Below are 15,307 nucleotides of genomic sequence, written 5' to 3' on the forward strand. Positions count from 1 at the left end.
TTTGAAGTCCCTCGAAACGTGATGGCGCGTATTCGTCGATGGCCGCGCAGGGGGAGGGTGGTGGGTGATGGGTGATGGGTGATGGGGAAATGCTAGCGGCTCGGGGGGAGCGTGAGAACCGAACGAGTGTTGGGGATCTGTAAACGTGGTTTTTCGATTCGGGATGTTTAAAAAGTTGGTCATGTTTACTGATCCTTCCCACAAGGTTTTCAGGTTGTCCGTCGGAAGTACGGGCTCTAGCCTGTGAAGGTCGCTGATGAATCGGCGATCGGGATTGGAACCCCGCGGCTTTCCAAAAAAGCAAAAGCAGCTTTCATGACGTATGCTTGCCCGCCTTCATGGTGTGCACTCTGTTATGGCGGCTGTGCGCGAGAGACTTCGAGTCTGTCGGGCTTTTGGCTTTTTTCGCCCGGGTTCCAACTCGTGTACAGCTGCCACCTCTTCGATTGGAACCGAGTAGGTCAGCTCCACCTATCGACTAGAAAGAAGCCATTATGAAGAAGCCGACACCGAATCCCCCAGAAGTCGAAACCGACCCGACGTCCCCCTACACCTCAATCGACTCCAGAAAACTCAACGACGCCGCCAACCGCGCCCTCGATCACTATCTCTGTCCCGGCGCCCATGTCATGGGCACGACCAATCAGCCTGAACCGATGTTCCTCGCTAACCCTGCCTACAACACCGAATCCCTGCTGGCCAACGCCAGCGAATCCCTGGGCTCGGCCAGCGAAATGCTCAGCAACTTCGCCGCCGTGCTCGAGCCGTCCCATCGCAAGACGGCACTGGGGATCGCGCAAGTCGTGATGCTGGGGGAATTGGCGGTGAATCAGGCGCTGGATCATGTTGAGGTGAAGAGCTGAATTGCAGCTGTTCTGGCAGGCATAAAAAAACCGGCTCATTGAGCCGGTTTTTCTTTACGAAGGTTGTCTCGTATAAATCTTCAAGGTGAGCAGGGCTCCAGCTGATCGACATCAGTGCCACTGCCAGCGCTACGGTCAACCTCGCCATTGTTCCCGATATGAATTTTAGTCGTGGGCCATTTCGGAGTGATCCTGATGCAATGGTTTTGCCCGGAATTACGCCAATCAAATTCCATAAAAAAATCATCATCGGGAAACAGATGCCCTGGTCCGCCCGTAGACTCTCCGGGGGCAAGGTTTCCGTGAAAGATCTCATTTTGCGTATTCAGCACAAACCTCAAATCCCCTGTGCCTTCTTTCGAGAAATCAATCTCGACGCGTGGCACTGCGACGTACCAAACCAGATACGTCAACACCACCAGAATAAGTAACCGCATAACGATATAGAGCGGGTGTCGCTTACTTGCATTCGTGGACACTGACTCCATCCCCCCCATGTCCTGGCAACGGGCAAACGTGTTTATCGCCCAAGCGTGCGGAAGAAAGCATGAATCGTCCTTGTTGAGTACATCCGTTAATCCCAAGCATCCTCTTGGGTGTACGAATGCTAGCGGAATCTCAAGGACTGGTCGCCGGGAAACGTCTGAAAACATGGCAAGCATCAAGCCATGTTTGTGTGTGGCGATTCCTACAGGATTACTAGTCGGCCGTTCGGATGTCGTTTATTTCAGTGGGCATTGGATAGTGCTCGTTCTCATACTGCTCGATAAGCACTGCGAGGTTTTCCAATTCATCTCCTTCGGACGATCCGGGTTCAGCCCCCCATAGCTTTTCCATTCGTGCAAATGCAATGTTCAGGTCTTTTCGGTTACGGATGGTTTCGCTGTTCATGGCAGGTTTCCGTGCAGATCAGATCTATTGAGGTAGAGAAATTATTCACGAACTCAACATACGCAACGCAGCCGAAGCCAAAAATGCGGAACGACTCTTTTCCTCCGGATGCTGGCTGACGTGAAGGTCAATGCGGCTCAACAAATAGCCTGGGAGTGTGATGTTGACCTTTTGCGTATTCCCCAGGCACTGACTGATGTCCACATCCACCAACGCCCATACGCAGTTTTCAAACCTCGGATTGGAAACATGGTTACTGACCTTGCTGGCGGCAGGTATCACGGCACCGCTCTCAGCGAGAATCTCGATGTGGGTTTCTATCGCCTCTTTGGCCATTTTCAACGCATGGACCTGATCGTTTCCGGCGGAGAAACAACCGGGGAAGTCTGGTACTTCAACACCCCATGTTGAGTCGCCTTCGCTGGGGGATATTGCGATTGGATAAAGCATGCGGATTCGCCCCTGAATATGTGGTTCTACATATTGGATTCCGCCTCGTAGGACGGTTTCGGTCTTGGGGGAGCGTACGGCGGAGTAGGGGATCTGCAATCAACGCTTTGTTTCTGAATTGTTCAGCGGAACAAATCAGGTTCTGTATTTGATGAAACCCTGCAAAAGCACTTTTTTTGACGGTTGAAAAATCTTAAGCGGTGAGGGGCGTAGGGCAAAGACTTAACAGACAACCTTATTTTGGTCGGGGCTCCCATTCTTATTTCGAAGCTGGGAAAGGGTGAAGTGTTTGTGGGCAGTTGGGCCAACAGCTTCTTTGGCGCCCAGGCGCCGCTGCAAATCTCCACGGAGCTATTCGACGGCTACCAGGGCAATCTGAGCGCGATGATCGCGACCCTTCCCGGCTTGCGACTGCGACCAGGTGCAACGGTCAACAACGGCGAGCGCATCACCGGCGTGGCGCTCGCCAATGACCAGATTGCCATCCGAAAGAAGACACAATCCGCCGCGCTGTATAGCGCCAATTTCTCGAACTCACCGGCGATTACCACTTGCCGCGCTTCGCCAAGGTTACGGCCGTGGCCGATGCGCCGGCGGACGCCGGGATCTGCGACGACTTCCGTCCACGCTACGCGGTGGATATCGTCGTCTTCGGCCCGGACGACGAGCCAGATCCAACCATGCCGCCGCTGTCCGGCGTTCCCCTGCCACTGCCCACCGGTGGCGAGGAAATGGGCATTTACGCCTTTCCGGAGGAAGGCACGCAAGTAGTGGTGTGTTTCGCCTACGGCCTGCGGAACAAACCCTACATTCGATCGATCTTGCCGCACGGCCTGAGCATGTCTAAGGTGCCGAAAGGCGACCAGGTGTGGCAGCACAGCGGCGCCGCCCAGCAATGTGTCGATGCCGACGGCAACTGGCTATGCCAAACCGATGGGAAAATCCGGGATCAGGCTATCGAGCGCGAGGTTGAAGCTCTGGACAACCGCGAGCAGTTCCAAAGCCACACGGGGCAACCGAGTTTGTCGGTGGTGTGAAGACGACCGAGGCGCTGGGCGCGCTCAAGCTGTTGTCAGGCGGATCCGCGAGCCTGGCGGCGGTGGATGATCTGCACCAGGCAACCGGCCGGGATCTGAACCTGGTTGTGGGTCAGAAGCACAACACCACAGTGGGCGGTGATATGCAGGAGCGGATCGAGGGCTTGCGTCGAAGCGTGGTCGGCAAAGGACAACGCCTGCAAGCGCCGAAGAGTTGGATCGGCTCGGAAAGCGTGAATCTATTTCAGGTGGTTTGCAAGGCACTCGATCTGTTGGAGCAGATGAATGCCCAGATCGCCGCACACGTTCGTGGTCTGAGTCCAGCGCCTTCTAACACGACAGTTTTTACCCAAAAATCAACAGATGCCGCAGCACTCAGTCAGAAACTAAAAGCAGTTACACTGTAATTACTCCTGAATCCTTTGAGTCAGGAAAATACCAAAATGTTTTATAAGAGAGAGGGTTACGTTTTATTTCTTGTATAAGAAATCTCTCATTTAAAACGGCCATCAGCGGGGAGCGCACCCGAACATCAATTATATTAAAGCAACCATACAGATGATCCTTGAGGGCTTCATTGTCAAAAAACGTTTTTTCAAAAACATGCATTGCAATATGAGTATCATTGTCGACTCTTAACTCGAACGAGACTTCTGGCAGATCGACCAAAAGCTGATACGTCAAATATTTTTCAAAAATAGGGAGTGGATCCGTTCCAGTAGATTTTTTATGATGTATTTTTTGGTATGCTCTCAATTGGGTCGTCGGCAACACATTAAAGTCGTTTAAGTTAATAGTATTATTGAAGTGCTCTATCGCCCGATTTAGCTCACCGAAATACATATCTTGCCAGTGCATCCTTACGATTGCTTTGTGAATATCTTCATTTAACTCTTTAAATATTGCGTTAAAATTCCCGGCGTGGCCGCAAACTCTGTCCATAAACGAAATTGAGTTTTTTGCCGTAGTGTCGTGATTTTTAGAGAATGCATCAGCATCAGACTTGATTCTGTTAATAAGAGCCCTGCTTTCTTCTATAAGAACCTTCTGTCTTTCTGATTCTTTATTTTTCCTGTACTGATGGACAGCCAAAAAAAACGCCGATGCGGTAGCTATCTGCGCGATTGCATTTATCAGATCAATAAATTTTATTGGCCACCAGAACTCGAGTGGCGCATGAACGTAGAGTAGCAAAACAAAAGCTATCAAAGACAAAATGCCAATAACGGAATTTTGAATTACAGCTTTTAACGAAACAGTGTTAAATCCCTTTTTTTCGTAATGCATGGGCATTCAGTCTCTAATTTTCCAACCAGCGGATCTACCCCTGCGAAACAGGGCCGAAGCGAACGCAGCATTAATATAATCGACACCACCAAGATTGCGCATAGGCGCAGCCATCAATGTACTCAATACCACTTAACACAAACCCAGTCACAGCCATACCCTTACCCGCTAGGATGGCATCGAGGAGTGGAGGCAGTGGATCAGGATCGAGCGGCATTCCTACGTCAACACGAGCAACATTCGCTGCTCGGCCTAGTTCATGGAAATCCGTCGAATTAACCATCACAGTGGTGCATGTGGCGGTCATGAAGACGGTGGCTTTGCAGTACCCGGAAACACTGGTTAGAAAATTCGAAAACGTCAAATAGGGCACGTTTTGAGATCTGGAACCGTTTGCTGCAGAGCCAAATTCCAGCAGCTCCAAAACATCTCAGAACTCTCTGAAGGTCAGGTGATACGGGCCTTTAGCGTAGCCGCCGGTTTCAATATTGCACACAGTGCAATCAAAATTTCTAAGTGCGGATGGGATGGTGAATCACGGAGACAGTTGGATCAATTGAACCAAGTCATCGGATTTAGGCGCTGTCGCCATGTGGGTTTAATCTCTTGCATCGTGACGAAGCCGGATAGCCAAGCTTCGTAATCTTCGTCCTTTGGAACCAATCCATCCTTACGCGGTGTATCAAAGTCGACTGTAGAGATCCTAGGTGGAATGCCCCTCAGTCGCGACTTGTAGCGTTTTTTGAGTATCTCGCCATGATCTCGCAGGTCCTCGCAGAGCTTGATACTGAAAAAAATGATGTCATTCGTGTAGAGATGAATGGCCTCAACCGACCCACCGTACTCCTGGTTTGTTTGCCTCGTTCCATAGGGCAAGCCAAGGTACATGTGCTCGAAAGAAGCCCCCTCCGGAAACTGTTTACTTTTGAAAGCATTCAAAAGCTCGTTTCGCCTAGATAACGCACTGTTTAGATTTTTTACGGAGTCAGCAAGGGCGGTAACTGCGGAGATCGTTCGCCCAACGGAAGACAAACGACTTAGGACGATATCTTGAATAGTGGCAATGGGAGGTGAAATTCCATCTAAATACAGCAGATTAGGTCTCATCTCGAAAGGAGTATTTGGAGGTGTCTGGTGGCCGAGGATTTTTTCTTTGTGCTCCTTAAATCGTTTCAGATCATCATCGTAAGAGTCCTTCAGGGCTTTGACGTGTTGCTTTTTTAACGCCAGCGCGAGGGTGGCCGCCGCGGCTGCGAGGGATAGCACCGCATTTGTATTGTGAAATTCCTTTACCAACTCCTCTCTAAATTTGCCTTTTTCTGCGATGCGCTGCGCCGCAACTGCACCAGCGAAAGCCCCCGCCAGCGAAGTCGTGAAGGATGAGTTCGCGAAGCCTTTGATGTTCTCCCACATGGGAGGCAGGAGCGGGGAAAACTCTGCCCAAATGGAGCCAATGTCAGGCATGTACGAAATCTCCCACGTCTACGAAGCCCTGCTGCTCTAACAATAGGGGTAGTTCCGAGATTGATGCTTCGACGGCCAACTGATTTTCGTTGATTTTTTCGAGTACTACAGGAAGTGAAAATTCGCTGCTCATGGCTTCGACTCCATTCGGAAAAATTGGAAGCATAGCAGTGCGCGATTTCAAGTTGAGGGCGGGGAAAGGGTAATTTTGGTAGATTTAAAGGGGACTGACCCTAAAAATATCCAAAACCGGTCCAAGACCGGTTGTATTCGGGTGGGGTACTACTGCGGCACCGCGAACACTGCACTGGCACGGGCAACCATTCGATCACCGACATGCAACCCGACAGTGGCAAACGCAAGTTGCCGTCCTTTTTTGGAGTGCTCAACGCGTACCTCGAGCCATTCATTGATCTGCACCGCGCTGAGATAGTCCAGGGTCATGCTCGCCGTGATCAATGGCAGGGGAGGGTCGCTGGAGAATGCCATGGCGTAACCCATGCCGACATCCGCCAATGTCGCCAGGACCCCGCCATGCAACGTGCCCCGTCCATTGGCATGTCGTGAGTCTGTCCGCAGACCGATTTCAAGTTGCAGGCCACTGCCTCTGGTATAGATCGGGCCAAGCAAGTCGAGCAGCGGACTGCTGCGGGTCAGCAGAGTGAAGCCCTCGGGAATAGCAGTGTCGTTCATGGTCAATCCCTGTGCCGGTTGGTTACCAGCTTCTTTGGCCTGAATACGGAGCGTTGCTTATGAGGGTTTAAACCTGACTTCGCTGTCGGAGAAGGATCATACGTATGCGGAATTTGCAGCGATAAGCTGATCACGATGGAGCAGTAGGGGCAGCAGCCCCCATGGTTCGTGCTGAACCACAAAGCCTCACAACCCGAGGCTGAGCGGAAAAAGCACAACTACGCACATCCATTAGGTGAGCGTCGGACGGAAGAAGCGTGGCGGACGGCGTCGGTGCAGCCGCTCATCGAAGAGAATACATCCCAAGCCGCTGAGTAATGTGAGACCTCCGCCAACAATGTCAGATGTACACCAGAGCACGTAAAACACGTCAACGGCAGAATGAAAAAGCCCGGCACTTGGCCGGGCAGTTTTGGAATCCACTAACGTAATCAGGCTTGCTTTTCACGTGCAGCCAGCATCACTTCATTCTGTTTTTTGGTGGCTTCGGTCAGCACTTCACTGTAAACGCGCTTTTTTTCTTCCGATTTCGCATTACGAATGAAGTCTGCGAATGGACTCGTGGACTCCTTTGGGGATCCGAGTTTCATGGAAAACATGGGGTTACTCCGTTATTTATCCCAAGCATGACCATCAGGTCGTGTTTCGTATGCTTCTCCGGGATATGGTAGTCGATCTTGTCAACACCAGCCTTGTAGAGACGGCCAGAATTATCAATGTGCTTCACAAGCAGATCGACGTGAAGATCCTTGCCAAACTCTAGCTTAAGCGTGTTAACCACGTCACGTGCTGCAAAATACTGGTCGACGAAATGCTCCGGTCGAATCCTCCGTCCTTCGGCTTCCTCACGAGCCGTGACAAATGACCAAGCAAGCCTGGGGTCTTGATAGACATAGAGAATTTGAACGAATCTCCCCTTGTCCAGGCAACGCCGCACATTTTTCCTTGCGATCTCTATATTCGAAAGCGTCCCATCGAGCAGGAAAGATTGTTTTCGATCCAGGGCAAGATCAATCAGCTTCCCTACCAGAATTGAAACGGCGCCTTGGAAAAGCCAGGCATTGCCCCCTTGGTAGGCTTCAAATTCGTTTCTGAGTTCGTCTGGATCAATTCGCAGGATGGGCGTATCAGAGAAAAGGTTCAGCAGGGCTAATGATGCCTCTGTCTTGCCAGCGCCGGGCGATCCAGCCATAAAGACTGAAACAGGCTCTTTTTCGGGCGGATACCGGGTCTGATCCGTGAGTCGCTTGCCAATAGCCTTCTTGTTTGATCTTGCGAACCTGATCGCATCGTCCCAGATGGCCTGTTCCTCATCCGTCATTCCAAGCCTTTTGTCTTCCTGCACTGGATATGAACCCTCTTCGGTTGAAAGGTCATTTACCGTTTGCGCTCTGGATTTACCGCAGTGTGGTGGCTTCCAATCGGTCAAAGCCTTGATGGGAAAACCGTGCGCATGGATCATTCCTTTGAGCAAACTGTATTTTTTGTCGCTGGAGAGAATGAAGAGTAGAGAGGGATACCGTATCTGCAATCAACGGTGTGTTTCTGAATTGTTCTTTGCCGAACAAGCAGCAGACCTCAAACCCCAGACAAAAAAAACCGGCCATCAAGGCCGGTTTTTTCTGTTTGCGCATCCCCCGTCAAACCTCGACGCAGGACATGAATTCGATTGGAGCGGGTGAAGGGAATCGAACCCTCGTTATCAGCTTGGGAAGCTGGAGTAATGCCATTATACGACACCCGCTCAGAGCGGCTGACTTTGTACCAGACTCGGCCACGGATTTGAAGTTTTCTTTGCGTGTGGCGAGTGGAAAAGCCTGAATCAGAGCCGGATCGGTCAATCGCGGGCAAGCGCTGCGGGCTGTAGGACGGCTTTATCTCAGACCAGCAGGCTTGCTCGCGACGACACTGTTTCAAACGGCCAATGCATGGTGATCCTGAGTAAACGGGTGACGCGTTCGGCTGATAGGCTGCTGTGCAGGTTTCAGGAAGCCGAGCAGGGCGTTCTGGCTGTCCCGGCAAGCGGACTTGTGTTCCATGTCGAGGAAGTGACCGGTGGCCTGCAGGGTGGTGAAGGTGCTTTGCGCCACGTGGTTGCCGAACAGCCGGGCGTCTTCGGCGGCGGTGTATTCGTCCCATTCGCCATTCATGAACAGCACCGGCACGTTGATCTTCTTCGCCGCGTTCAGATAGCACTGGCGATCACTGTTCAGCACGTTGCTGATGTGAAAGTGCATCTGCCCGTATTCGTGCTCGGCGAGGCTGCTGACATGGCGATAGTTGAAGCGCTTGAACAGCGACGGCAGGTGCTTGCCGATGGTGTTGTTGACCAGATGGCCGACCCGGTCGCCGTCGCGTTTGCCGAGGCATTCGACACCGCGCTCCAGGTAATCGAGCATGTGCGCGTTGACCACCGGAGAGAACGAGCTGATCACGGCTTTTTCGATGCGCCGGGGCTGGTGCGCAAGAGCGACCATGGTCGCGGCGCCGCCCCAGGAAAACGACAGCACATGTTCGGCGGCGAAGTGGTCGATCAGCTCCAGCAGGATCAGACCTTCGACTTCTTTCGTCAGATGTTTCTCGTGGCGATTGTGGATTTTCGACCTGCCCGCGTAGGGCTGGTCGTAGCAAACCACGTTGAATTGCGGGTGCAGATTTTTCACGGTCTGTGCAAACGACGCAGTCGTGGCCATCGAGCCGTTGACCAGAATAATGGTCTTTTCCGCGGCGTCTGCGCGATAGAACTCCGTGTAAACCCGATACTGACCCTGTATATCCAGCACAGCGATTTCTGGCCTCATGTCATAAGACTCCTGGCAAGCGGGTATGCGCGCAAATAGAGATTGCACGAGCTTTGTGACAGGTAGGCATACGCCTGGAATTTTGGAGCCCATGTCGATCCGGAACGGCAGGTCGACGGGTATTGTTATTGGCGGGCAATCTGCCGGCTGAGGCGGAGCCCTGAGGGCTCTCTACCGGCAAAAGGTTTCTTAGAAGTTATGTGTGACTCATCGGTCACAATTTGGCCGACGTTCTGATTCAAGCAGGGGGATCCGGATCGCGCAAGTGCCGTTGGTAAATTGTTCGACAACTTCTGCTGAGCGGTCGGCGGCTTAGAACAAATGGATCTCTTCGGTGCGCAGGGCGCGGTACTCGCCCGGTTTTAGCGCGTTATCCAGGTGCAGCAGGCCCATGGATTCGCGGTGCAGGCGCAGCACTTTGTTGTTGAAGTGACCGAACATGCGCTTCACCTGATGGTAGCGACCTTCGATGATGCTCAGCCGCGCCGTTCGCGGGCCGAGCACTTCCAGCTGCGCCGGTTGGGTGGTCAGGTCTTCGAAGGCGAAATAGATCCCCTCGGCGAACTTGATCGCATATTCCGGGCCGATCTCCTGCTCGGTCTCGACGTAATAGACCTTCGGAAGTTTGGTCTGGGGCTGGGTCAAGCGCCGGGACCAGCTGCCGTCGTTGGTGATCAGCATCAGCCCGGTGGTGTTGAAGTCCAGGCGCCCGGCAATGTGCAGGTCATCCTTGTCCGGCTCGTGAATCAGGTCGAGCACGGTCGGATGCTCGGGATCGCGCGTCGCGCTGACGCAGCCCTGGGGCTTGTGCAGCATGAAGTAGCGCGCCGGTTTCCCCGTTTGCAGCACTTCGTCGTCGACTTCGACGAGGCTGAATTCCAGGACTTCGCTGTGGGGATCGCTGACGACTTTTCCGTCAATGCGCACGCGCTTTTCCACCAGCAACAGGCGAACCTGTTTGCGGTTGAAGCGGGGCAGGTTACTGAGGAAACGGTCGACACGCATGATCAGGAATCGGCAGGGAGCGGGGCGCGCATCTTACGGGATCGATGGCTTTGCCGCTTGCAGTTGCGCCTCGACCCGGGCGCAACGCGGGCACAGACAGGACTTGTCGCGCAGGTCCGCTGGCAGCGCTTCGAGCACTGCCGGGTCAATGGACACGCCGTAGCACCAGCAGGCGCGGTCGGCGGTGCGCGGGTCAGCCAGGGTGCAGTCGTTGCGGGCGCCGCAGGCCGGGCAGAGGTCAGGTTTGTTCATGGGGCTCAGGCATAGGTCGATTGATGCATTTCCACGCAGGTGCGGTTGCGGCCGGTCTGTTTCGCCCGGTACATCGCATGATCGGCCCGGGACAGCAGGCTGTGCAAGGTGTCATCGCGTTGCAGGGTGGTGGCGCCGATGCTGACCGTCAGATTCAGGGTGTGGCCGTTGTAGGCATATTCATGCTGTTCGACGTGCTGGCGGATCTTCTCGGCAATCTTCTGACCGGTCTCGCCGTCGGTGTCCTTCAGCAGAACGATGAATTCCTCACCGCCCCAACGGCAGACGATGTCGGAATGGCGCAGGCAGCTTTGCAGGTCCCGGGCGAAACCGATCAGCACCTGATCGCCGGCCATGTGTCCGTAGGTATCGTTCAACACCTTGAAGTGATCCAGATCCAGCAGCAGCGCCGTCAGCGGTTTCGGCTCGCGATGGGCTTCGTGCAGGGCTTGTACGGCAAGCAGATCGAAGCCCCGGCGGTTGGGCAGTTCGGTGAGGCTGTCGAGGGTGGCCTGGGCGTGGATCTTGTCCTGATAGCGTTTGATCAAGCGATTGACCAGCGCCAGCACGATCAACGTCACCAGCAGGCAGATCAGCAGGTTGAGGTACAGCGACTGGCGAATCTCGCTCAGTGCACCGTCTTCGCGTTTATCGACGAACAGGTACCAGTTCAGCTCCGGGATGAACCGCACGTTGAGGAAATGTCCTTGGCCGTGGGCGGAATATTCGTAACTGCCGCTGTGGGGTTTGGGTAACTGGCTGACCAGACCTTTCATGCTGTCGAGATCTGTAAGGCTTTTCCCCACCCGCGCACCTTCCGGCCCGCCCTCGGCGCCGGTCAGTACCAGTCGGCCGAAGGTGTCGACGAAGTAAACGCTGCGTTGATAACGCTGCTGATACTTGTCGATCAGCTTGATCACCGCGTCCACGGTCAGTCCCACGCCAGCGGCGCCGATGAAGCGATCGTTGTAATCGAAGACCTTGTAGTTGATGAAAAAGGTCATGTTGTCTTTGTTGGCCAGATCCGGGTCGACGTTGATCTCATAGGGATCTTTCATGTCGCGCACGCGGAAGTACCAGGCATCGCGCGGCTCGTCGATCTTCACCTGCTTGAGCACGCCTTTGGCGTGGTAGTAGGTGTGACTGCTGTTGGAGACGAAGAACGCGGTGTAGGCCCCGTAGTGGGTCATGACCTCGTCGAGGTAGCGGGTCATCTGGTCGCTGTCTTTCTCGCCGTTCACCACCCAGTCGCGCATGAAGGTGTCGCGAGACATCATCGAGGAAATAAGGATCGGTCTGACTAGATCCTTCTGGATTTCCGAATAAACGGTGTCGGAGGTCAGCGGCAGTTCGGTGTTGACGATGTTGTCGCGGATCGAGGCGCGCGAGGCGTAGTAGCTGAGCAGCGAGGTGGCGAGGAAGCCTGCGCCGAGGAGGGCGACCAGCGTCAATACCAGCGAACGTTGGGAGTAAAACGCAGATCTGAGCGGCATTGGCAATTCCGTTGACGGTGGCCCGATGGCAGCATTCTAGTGGCAGTGGCGGGGAAAAGGTTGCGGCATATTTGCCTGAAATGAGCAGCCTGTTGCGCCGCTGATCCGACGGGTGATGGAGGCTGGCACTTGGCAGGGGGCCGCCAGTCAAATCTGTTGTCAGCCGGTCTTTGCCGACTGCTGTCACAGGTCTTCCAGGAGGCCGTCATGAGTATTGCAAAATTGCTGCGTCGGGTGCTGCTGGGAGCAGTGCTCGGTCTTGGGCTGTCCGGTTGCTATTACTATGCCGGCAGCTACGATGCCTACCCTGCAACCTATTACTATCCCGGCTATTACTCCCCCTATTACTACGGTGGCTATTATGGTCCGCGCTACTACGGTGGCGGCCGCTATTACTACTATGGTGGCCATGGCTATCGCGGAGGGTACGGACGGGGTTATCACGGCGGTGGATACCACGGCGGCCACCACTAATCAGTGGCTGAATGGCGGCGTTTGCCGATGAACAAGATTTCATAAATCACATGTTTCAACTTGTTACAGAAACGCACCAGATTCCGAAAACGCTGTCAGATGTTTCGTCAGTCGCCGAATGAAAGACTGACGCCTGCCAGCGTCGCTGGTGTGGCTACCCGCGGTCCAGGAGGCCGCCATGTATCGCCGAATTCTTCTGCTTGCCGCGTTGCTTTTTTCCGTTGCCGGTTGCGTCCCTTATTCCTACGGAGACAGCTATTACAGGTCAGAGGTCTACACATCCCCCGCACCGGCTTATTACACAGGTGGCGGCACTTATTACAGCGGTGGCAGCACCTATTACTCGGCCCCGCGTTACTACCAGCCAGCACCACGCTATTACCAACCGGCGCCACGTTATTACTCGGCGCCCCGGTACTACCAACCGGCCCCGCGGTATTACGAGAGCCGCCGCTGGCACGGCGATGATCGTGGACGCTGGGATGGCCACCGTCGTGGTGGCTGGGACGATCACCGCGGTCGTGGCGACTATGACCGCCATAGCGGACGCGGCGATCACTGGCGCGGTAACCGCTGGTAACCAACCGCAAAAAAGCGGCGCATTGAGCGCCGCTTTTTTTATGCCCGGATTTTCAGTAACTGGAGAGATCCGCCAACGGATGCCGCCCCTCCCAGACCTTGTGAAAGTGCGCCTCGACCACCGCGTCCGGCACCCGTGCGATGTCCGGCCAATGCCAGTGCGGTTTGTGATCCTTGTCGATCAATCGCGCCCGGACCCCTTCGCTGAACTCCGGATGCCGGCAGCAATTGAGGCTCAGGGTGTATTCCATCTGAAAGACTTCGGCCAGTGACAAGTGGCGGGCGCGGACGATCTGTTCCCACACCAGATGCGCGGTTAGCGGCGAGCCTTCACTCATGGTCTTCGCCGCCCGGGCAATCAGCAGGTCGTTGCTGTCCCGTTGCAGGCTGATGGCTTTCCAGGCGCAGGTCACGTCGCTGACATCCAGCAGATCATCGATTGCCTGACGACGCGGCAGCCATTGCGCCTCAGGCATTTGCGCCGCAGCTTCCTGCTGCAAGGCCTTGAGCAGACTGTTGAGCTGCATGGCGGTCTGTTCCTGCCAGTTCAACTGCAGCAGACCATCGATCAGTTCCTGCTGCTGTTCGTCGAGCAGGAAGCGGTCGGCCAGGTCCAGGTCCAGCGCGTCACGACCGTTCATGTGCGCGCCGGTCAGGCCCAGGAATAAACCGAGCTTGCCCGGCAGGCGTGACAGAAACCAACTGGCACCGACATCCGGGTACAGGCCGATACTGATCTCCGGCATCGCCAATCGACTGCTCGGCGTGACGATGCGGATGCTTGCACCTTGCAACAGGCCCATGCCGCCGCCGAGCACATAACCATGACCCCAGCAGATCAATGGTTTCGGGTAGGTATGCAGGCTGTAGTCGAGACGGTATTCCGCGCTGAAAAACTGCGCAGCCAGCGGCGGCACTTCGCCGGGATGGGCGCGGCAGGCTTCCACCAGACTGCGTACTTCGCCGCCGGCACAGAAGGCCTTGGCGCCGTTGCCGCGCAGCAGCACGCAGACGATTTGCGGATCCTTGGCCCAGGCGTTCAGTTTGTCGCTCAGGGCGTGGATCATCGGCAGGGACAGCGCATTGAGCGACTTTTCGGCATCCAGGGTGGCCACGCCGATGCGCGCGCCGTCGGTGCCGGTCAGTTCTTCGAAGTGCAGATTCATCGTGACCTCGATCAGGAATTTGAACGATCAGTATGATCGCTGTGTGGGAAAGTGCCGGATCTGCGTCAGATCAATTGACAAGCGTGGTCGGCTTTCCTAGGGTTCGCCCCATTGTTTTTGCCGGGTATGACCATGACTGCTGACGACCGTATCAAACTCGAACCGAGCTGGAAGGAGGCACTGCGTGCCGAATTCGACCAGCCTTACATGGCAGAGTTGCGCAATTTTCTGCAGCAGGAGCGGGCGGCCGGCAAGGAAATCTATCCGCCGGGACCGCTGATTTTCAATGCACTGAACTCGACGCCGCTGGACAAGGTAAAAGTGGTCATTCTCGGCCAGGACCCGTACCACGGCCCGGGCCAGGCCCACGGCTTGTGCTTCTCGGTGCAACCGGGCGTGCCGGCGCCGCCGTCGCTGGTCAACATCTACAAAGAGTTGAAGCGCGACCTGAACATCGACATCCCCAACCATGGCTATCTGCAGAGCTGGGCCGATCAGGGCGTGCTGATGCTCAACACCACCATGACCGTCGAGCGCGCCAATGCCAACGCGCACAAGGACAAGGGCTGGCAGTTTTTCACCGACCGGATCATCGAAGTGGTCAGTCAGCGGCAGCCGCATCTGGTGTTCATGCTCTGGGGCTCCCATGCCCAGAGCAAGCAGAAGCTGATCGACGCCACCAAGCATCTGGTACTGACCTCGGTGCATCCGTCGCCGCTGTCGGCCTATCGCGGCTTCCTCGGCTGCGGGCACTTCAGCCGCACCAACAAATTCCTGGAGCAGAACGGCGAAGCGCCGATCGAGTGGCGCCTGCCGTCGGTGGTCTGAAACTCAGGGCTGGCGGCTAATCTC

17 protein-coding genes, 1 tRNA gene and 3 pseudogenes are annotated in these 15,307 nt (G+C 55.0%); 6 read left to right on the forward strand and 15 right to left on the reverse strand.

What is annotated here, in order from left to right:
- Positions 1-494: 494 nt before the first annotated feature.
- The gene (locus DLD99_RS07390) at positions 495-863 is read left to right on the forward strand and encodes a DUF6124 family protein (RefSeq protein ID WP_114881774.1); all 369 of its coding nucleotides are present in this window, start codon (positions 495-497) and stop codon (positions 861-863) included.
- 80 nt (positions 864-943) lie between these two features.
- On the opposite strand, the gene DLD99_RS07395 is transcribed toward DLD99_RS07390, so the two are convergent.
- From DLD99_RS07395 to DLD99_RS07405, 3 genes and pseudogenes are all read right to left on the reverse strand, one after another.
- A complete protein-coding gene (locus DLD99_RS07395) occupies positions 944-1,342 on the reverse strand; it encodes a hypothetical protein (protein ID WP_244220782.1) in 399 nt (132 codons plus the stop codon).
- A 253-nt stretch (positions 1,343-1,595) separates the two neighbouring features.
- Positions 1,596-1,754 (reverse strand): annotated as a pseudogene (locus DLD99_RS07400) (transcriptional regulator); the annotation flags it as partial.
- Between the two features lie 45 nt (positions 1,755-1,799).
- Positions 1,800-2,204: a type II toxin-antitoxin system HicB family antitoxin gene (locus DLD99_RS07405; protein WP_114881775.1), complete on the reverse strand. Its 405-nt coding sequence runs from the start codon at positions 2,202-2,204 to the stop codon at positions 1,800-1,802.
- 273 nt (positions 2,205-2,477) lie between these two features.
- Between DLD99_RS07405 and DLD99_RS29345 the strand changes: the two are divergent.
- Both DLD99_RS29345 and DLD99_RS07415 read left to right on the forward strand, forming a co-directional pair.
- Positions 2,478-2,714 (forward strand): annotated as a pseudogene (locus tag DLD99_RS29345) (hypothetical protein); the annotation flags it as partial.
- Positions 2,705-3,648, forward strand: a pseudogene (locus DLD99_RS07415) (hypothetical protein). The pseudogenes DLD99_RS29345 and DLD99_RS07415, both read left to right, overlap by 10 nt.
- On the opposite strand, the gene DLD99_RS07420 reads toward DLD99_RS07415, so the two are convergent.
- The 11 genes from DLD99_RS07420 to DLD99_RS07465 all read right to left on the reverse strand — a co-directional run bounded on the left by DLD99_RS07420 (position 3,638) and on the right by DLD99_RS07465 (position 12,236).
- A complete protein-coding gene (locus tag DLD99_RS07420) occupies positions 3,638-4,528 on the reverse strand; it encodes a hypothetical protein (protein WP_114881776.1) in 891 nt (296 codons plus the stop codon). The pseudogene DLD99_RS07415 and the gene DLD99_RS07420 overlap by 11 nt on opposite strands.
- 552 nt (positions 4,529-5,080) lie before the next feature.
- Complete coding sequence (locus DLD99_RS07430) at positions 5,081-5,992, reverse strand: hypothetical protein (protein WP_114881777.1); 912 nt, start codon at positions 5,990-5,992, stop codon at positions 5,081-5,083.
- The gene (locus tag DLD99_RS29070) at positions 5,985-6,125 is read right to left on the reverse strand and encodes a hypothetical protein (RefSeq protein ID WP_162803464.1); all 141 of its coding nucleotides are present in this window, start codon (positions 6,123-6,125) and stop codon (positions 5,985-5,987) included. The genes DLD99_RS07430 and DLD99_RS29070 overlap by 8 nt, the downstream gene beginning before the upstream one ends.
- Positions 6,126-6,274: 149 nt before the next feature.
- Positions 6,275-6,685 (reverse strand): PaaI family thioesterase, encoded by a 411-nt coding sequence (locus tag DLD99_RS07435; protein ID WP_114881778.1) that lies wholly within the window; start codon positions 6,683-6,685, stop codon positions 6,275-6,277.
- Between the two features lie 431 nt (positions 6,686-7,116).
- The gene (locus tag DLD99_RS29195) at positions 7,117-7,284 is read right to left on the reverse strand and encodes a hypothetical protein (protein ID WP_167443763.1); all 168 of its coding nucleotides are present in this window, start codon (positions 7,282-7,284) and stop codon (positions 7,117-7,119) included.
- Positions 7,272-8,006, reverse strand: coding sequence for a zeta toxin family protein (locus DLD99_RS07440; protein WP_114881779.1), 735 nt, complete (start codon positions 8,004-8,006; stop codon positions 7,272-7,274). Before DLD99_RS07440 ends, DLD99_RS29195 begins: the two co-directional genes overlap by 13 nt.
- A gap of 349 nt (positions 8,007-8,355) precedes the next feature.
- Positions 8,356-8,429: transfer RNA gene (locus tag DLD99_RS07445), tRNA-Gly, on the reverse strand.
- A 169-nt stretch (positions 8,430-8,598) separates the two neighbouring features.
- Complete coding sequence (locus DLD99_RS07450) at positions 8,599-9,486, reverse strand: alpha/beta fold hydrolase (RefSeq protein ID WP_085710215.1); 888 nt, start codon at positions 9,484-9,486, stop codon at positions 8,599-8,601.
- 312 nt (positions 9,487-9,798) lie between these two features.
- The gene (locus tag DLD99_RS07455) at positions 9,799-10,491 is read right to left on the reverse strand and encodes a pseudouridine synthase (protein WP_114881780.1); all 693 of its coding nucleotides are present in this window, start codon (positions 10,489-10,491) and stop codon (positions 9,799-9,801) included.
- 33 nt (positions 10,492-10,524) lie between these two features.
- A complete protein-coding gene (locus tag DLD99_RS07460) occupies positions 10,525-10,743 on the reverse strand; it encodes a cysteine-rich CWC family protein (protein WP_114881781.1) in 219 nt (72 codons plus the stop codon).
- A 5-nt stretch (positions 10,744-10,748) separates the two neighbouring features.
- The gene (locus DLD99_RS07465; protein WP_114881782.1) at positions 10,749-12,236 is read right to left on the reverse strand and encodes a sensor domain-containing diguanylate cyclase; all 1,488 of its coding nucleotides are present in this window, start codon (positions 12,234-12,236) and stop codon (positions 10,749-10,751) included.
- Between the two features lie 207 nt (positions 12,237-12,443).
- Between DLD99_RS07465 and DLD99_RS07470 the strand changes: the two genes are divergently transcribed.
- Together DLD99_RS07470 and DLD99_RS07475 are read left to right on the forward strand one after the other, a co-directional pair.
- Complete coding sequence (locus DLD99_RS07470) at positions 12,444-12,710, forward strand: hypothetical protein (protein WP_114881783.1); 267 nt, start codon at positions 12,444-12,446, stop codon at positions 12,708-12,710.
- A gap of 178 nt (positions 12,711-12,888) precedes the next feature.
- Positions 12,889-13,290 carry a hypothetical protein gene (locus DLD99_RS07475; RefSeq protein ID WP_114881784.1) on the forward strand — a complete coding sequence of 134 codons (402 nt, stop codon included), beginning with the start codon at positions 12,889-12,891 and terminating at the stop codon, positions 13,288-13,290.
- Between the two features lie 52 nt (positions 13,291-13,342).
- Here DLD99_RS07475 and DLD99_RS07480 read toward each other — a convergent pair whose 3' ends face one another.
- Positions 13,343-14,455: an enoyl-CoA hydratase/isomerase family protein gene (locus DLD99_RS07480; protein WP_114881785.1), complete on the reverse strand. Its 1,113-nt coding sequence runs from the start codon at positions 14,453-14,455 to the stop codon at positions 13,343-13,345.
- Positions 14,456-14,587: 132 nt separating this feature from the next.
- On the opposite strand from DLD99_RS07480, the gene ung reads away from it, so the two are divergent.
- Entirely contained in the window at positions 14,588-15,283 is a 696-nt protein-coding gene (gene ung / locus DLD99_RS07485; protein ID WP_085710669.1) for a uracil-DNA glycosylase, read from the forward strand.
- The last annotated feature ends 24 nt before the right edge of the window (positions 15,284-15,307 follow it).

Origin of the sequence: Pseudomonas kribbensis (assembly GCF_003352185.1) — a bacterium.
GTDB classification, from domain to species: Bacteria; Pseudomonadota; Gammaproteobacteria; order Pseudomonadales; family Pseudomonadaceae; genus Aquipseudomonas; species Aquipseudomonas kribbensis.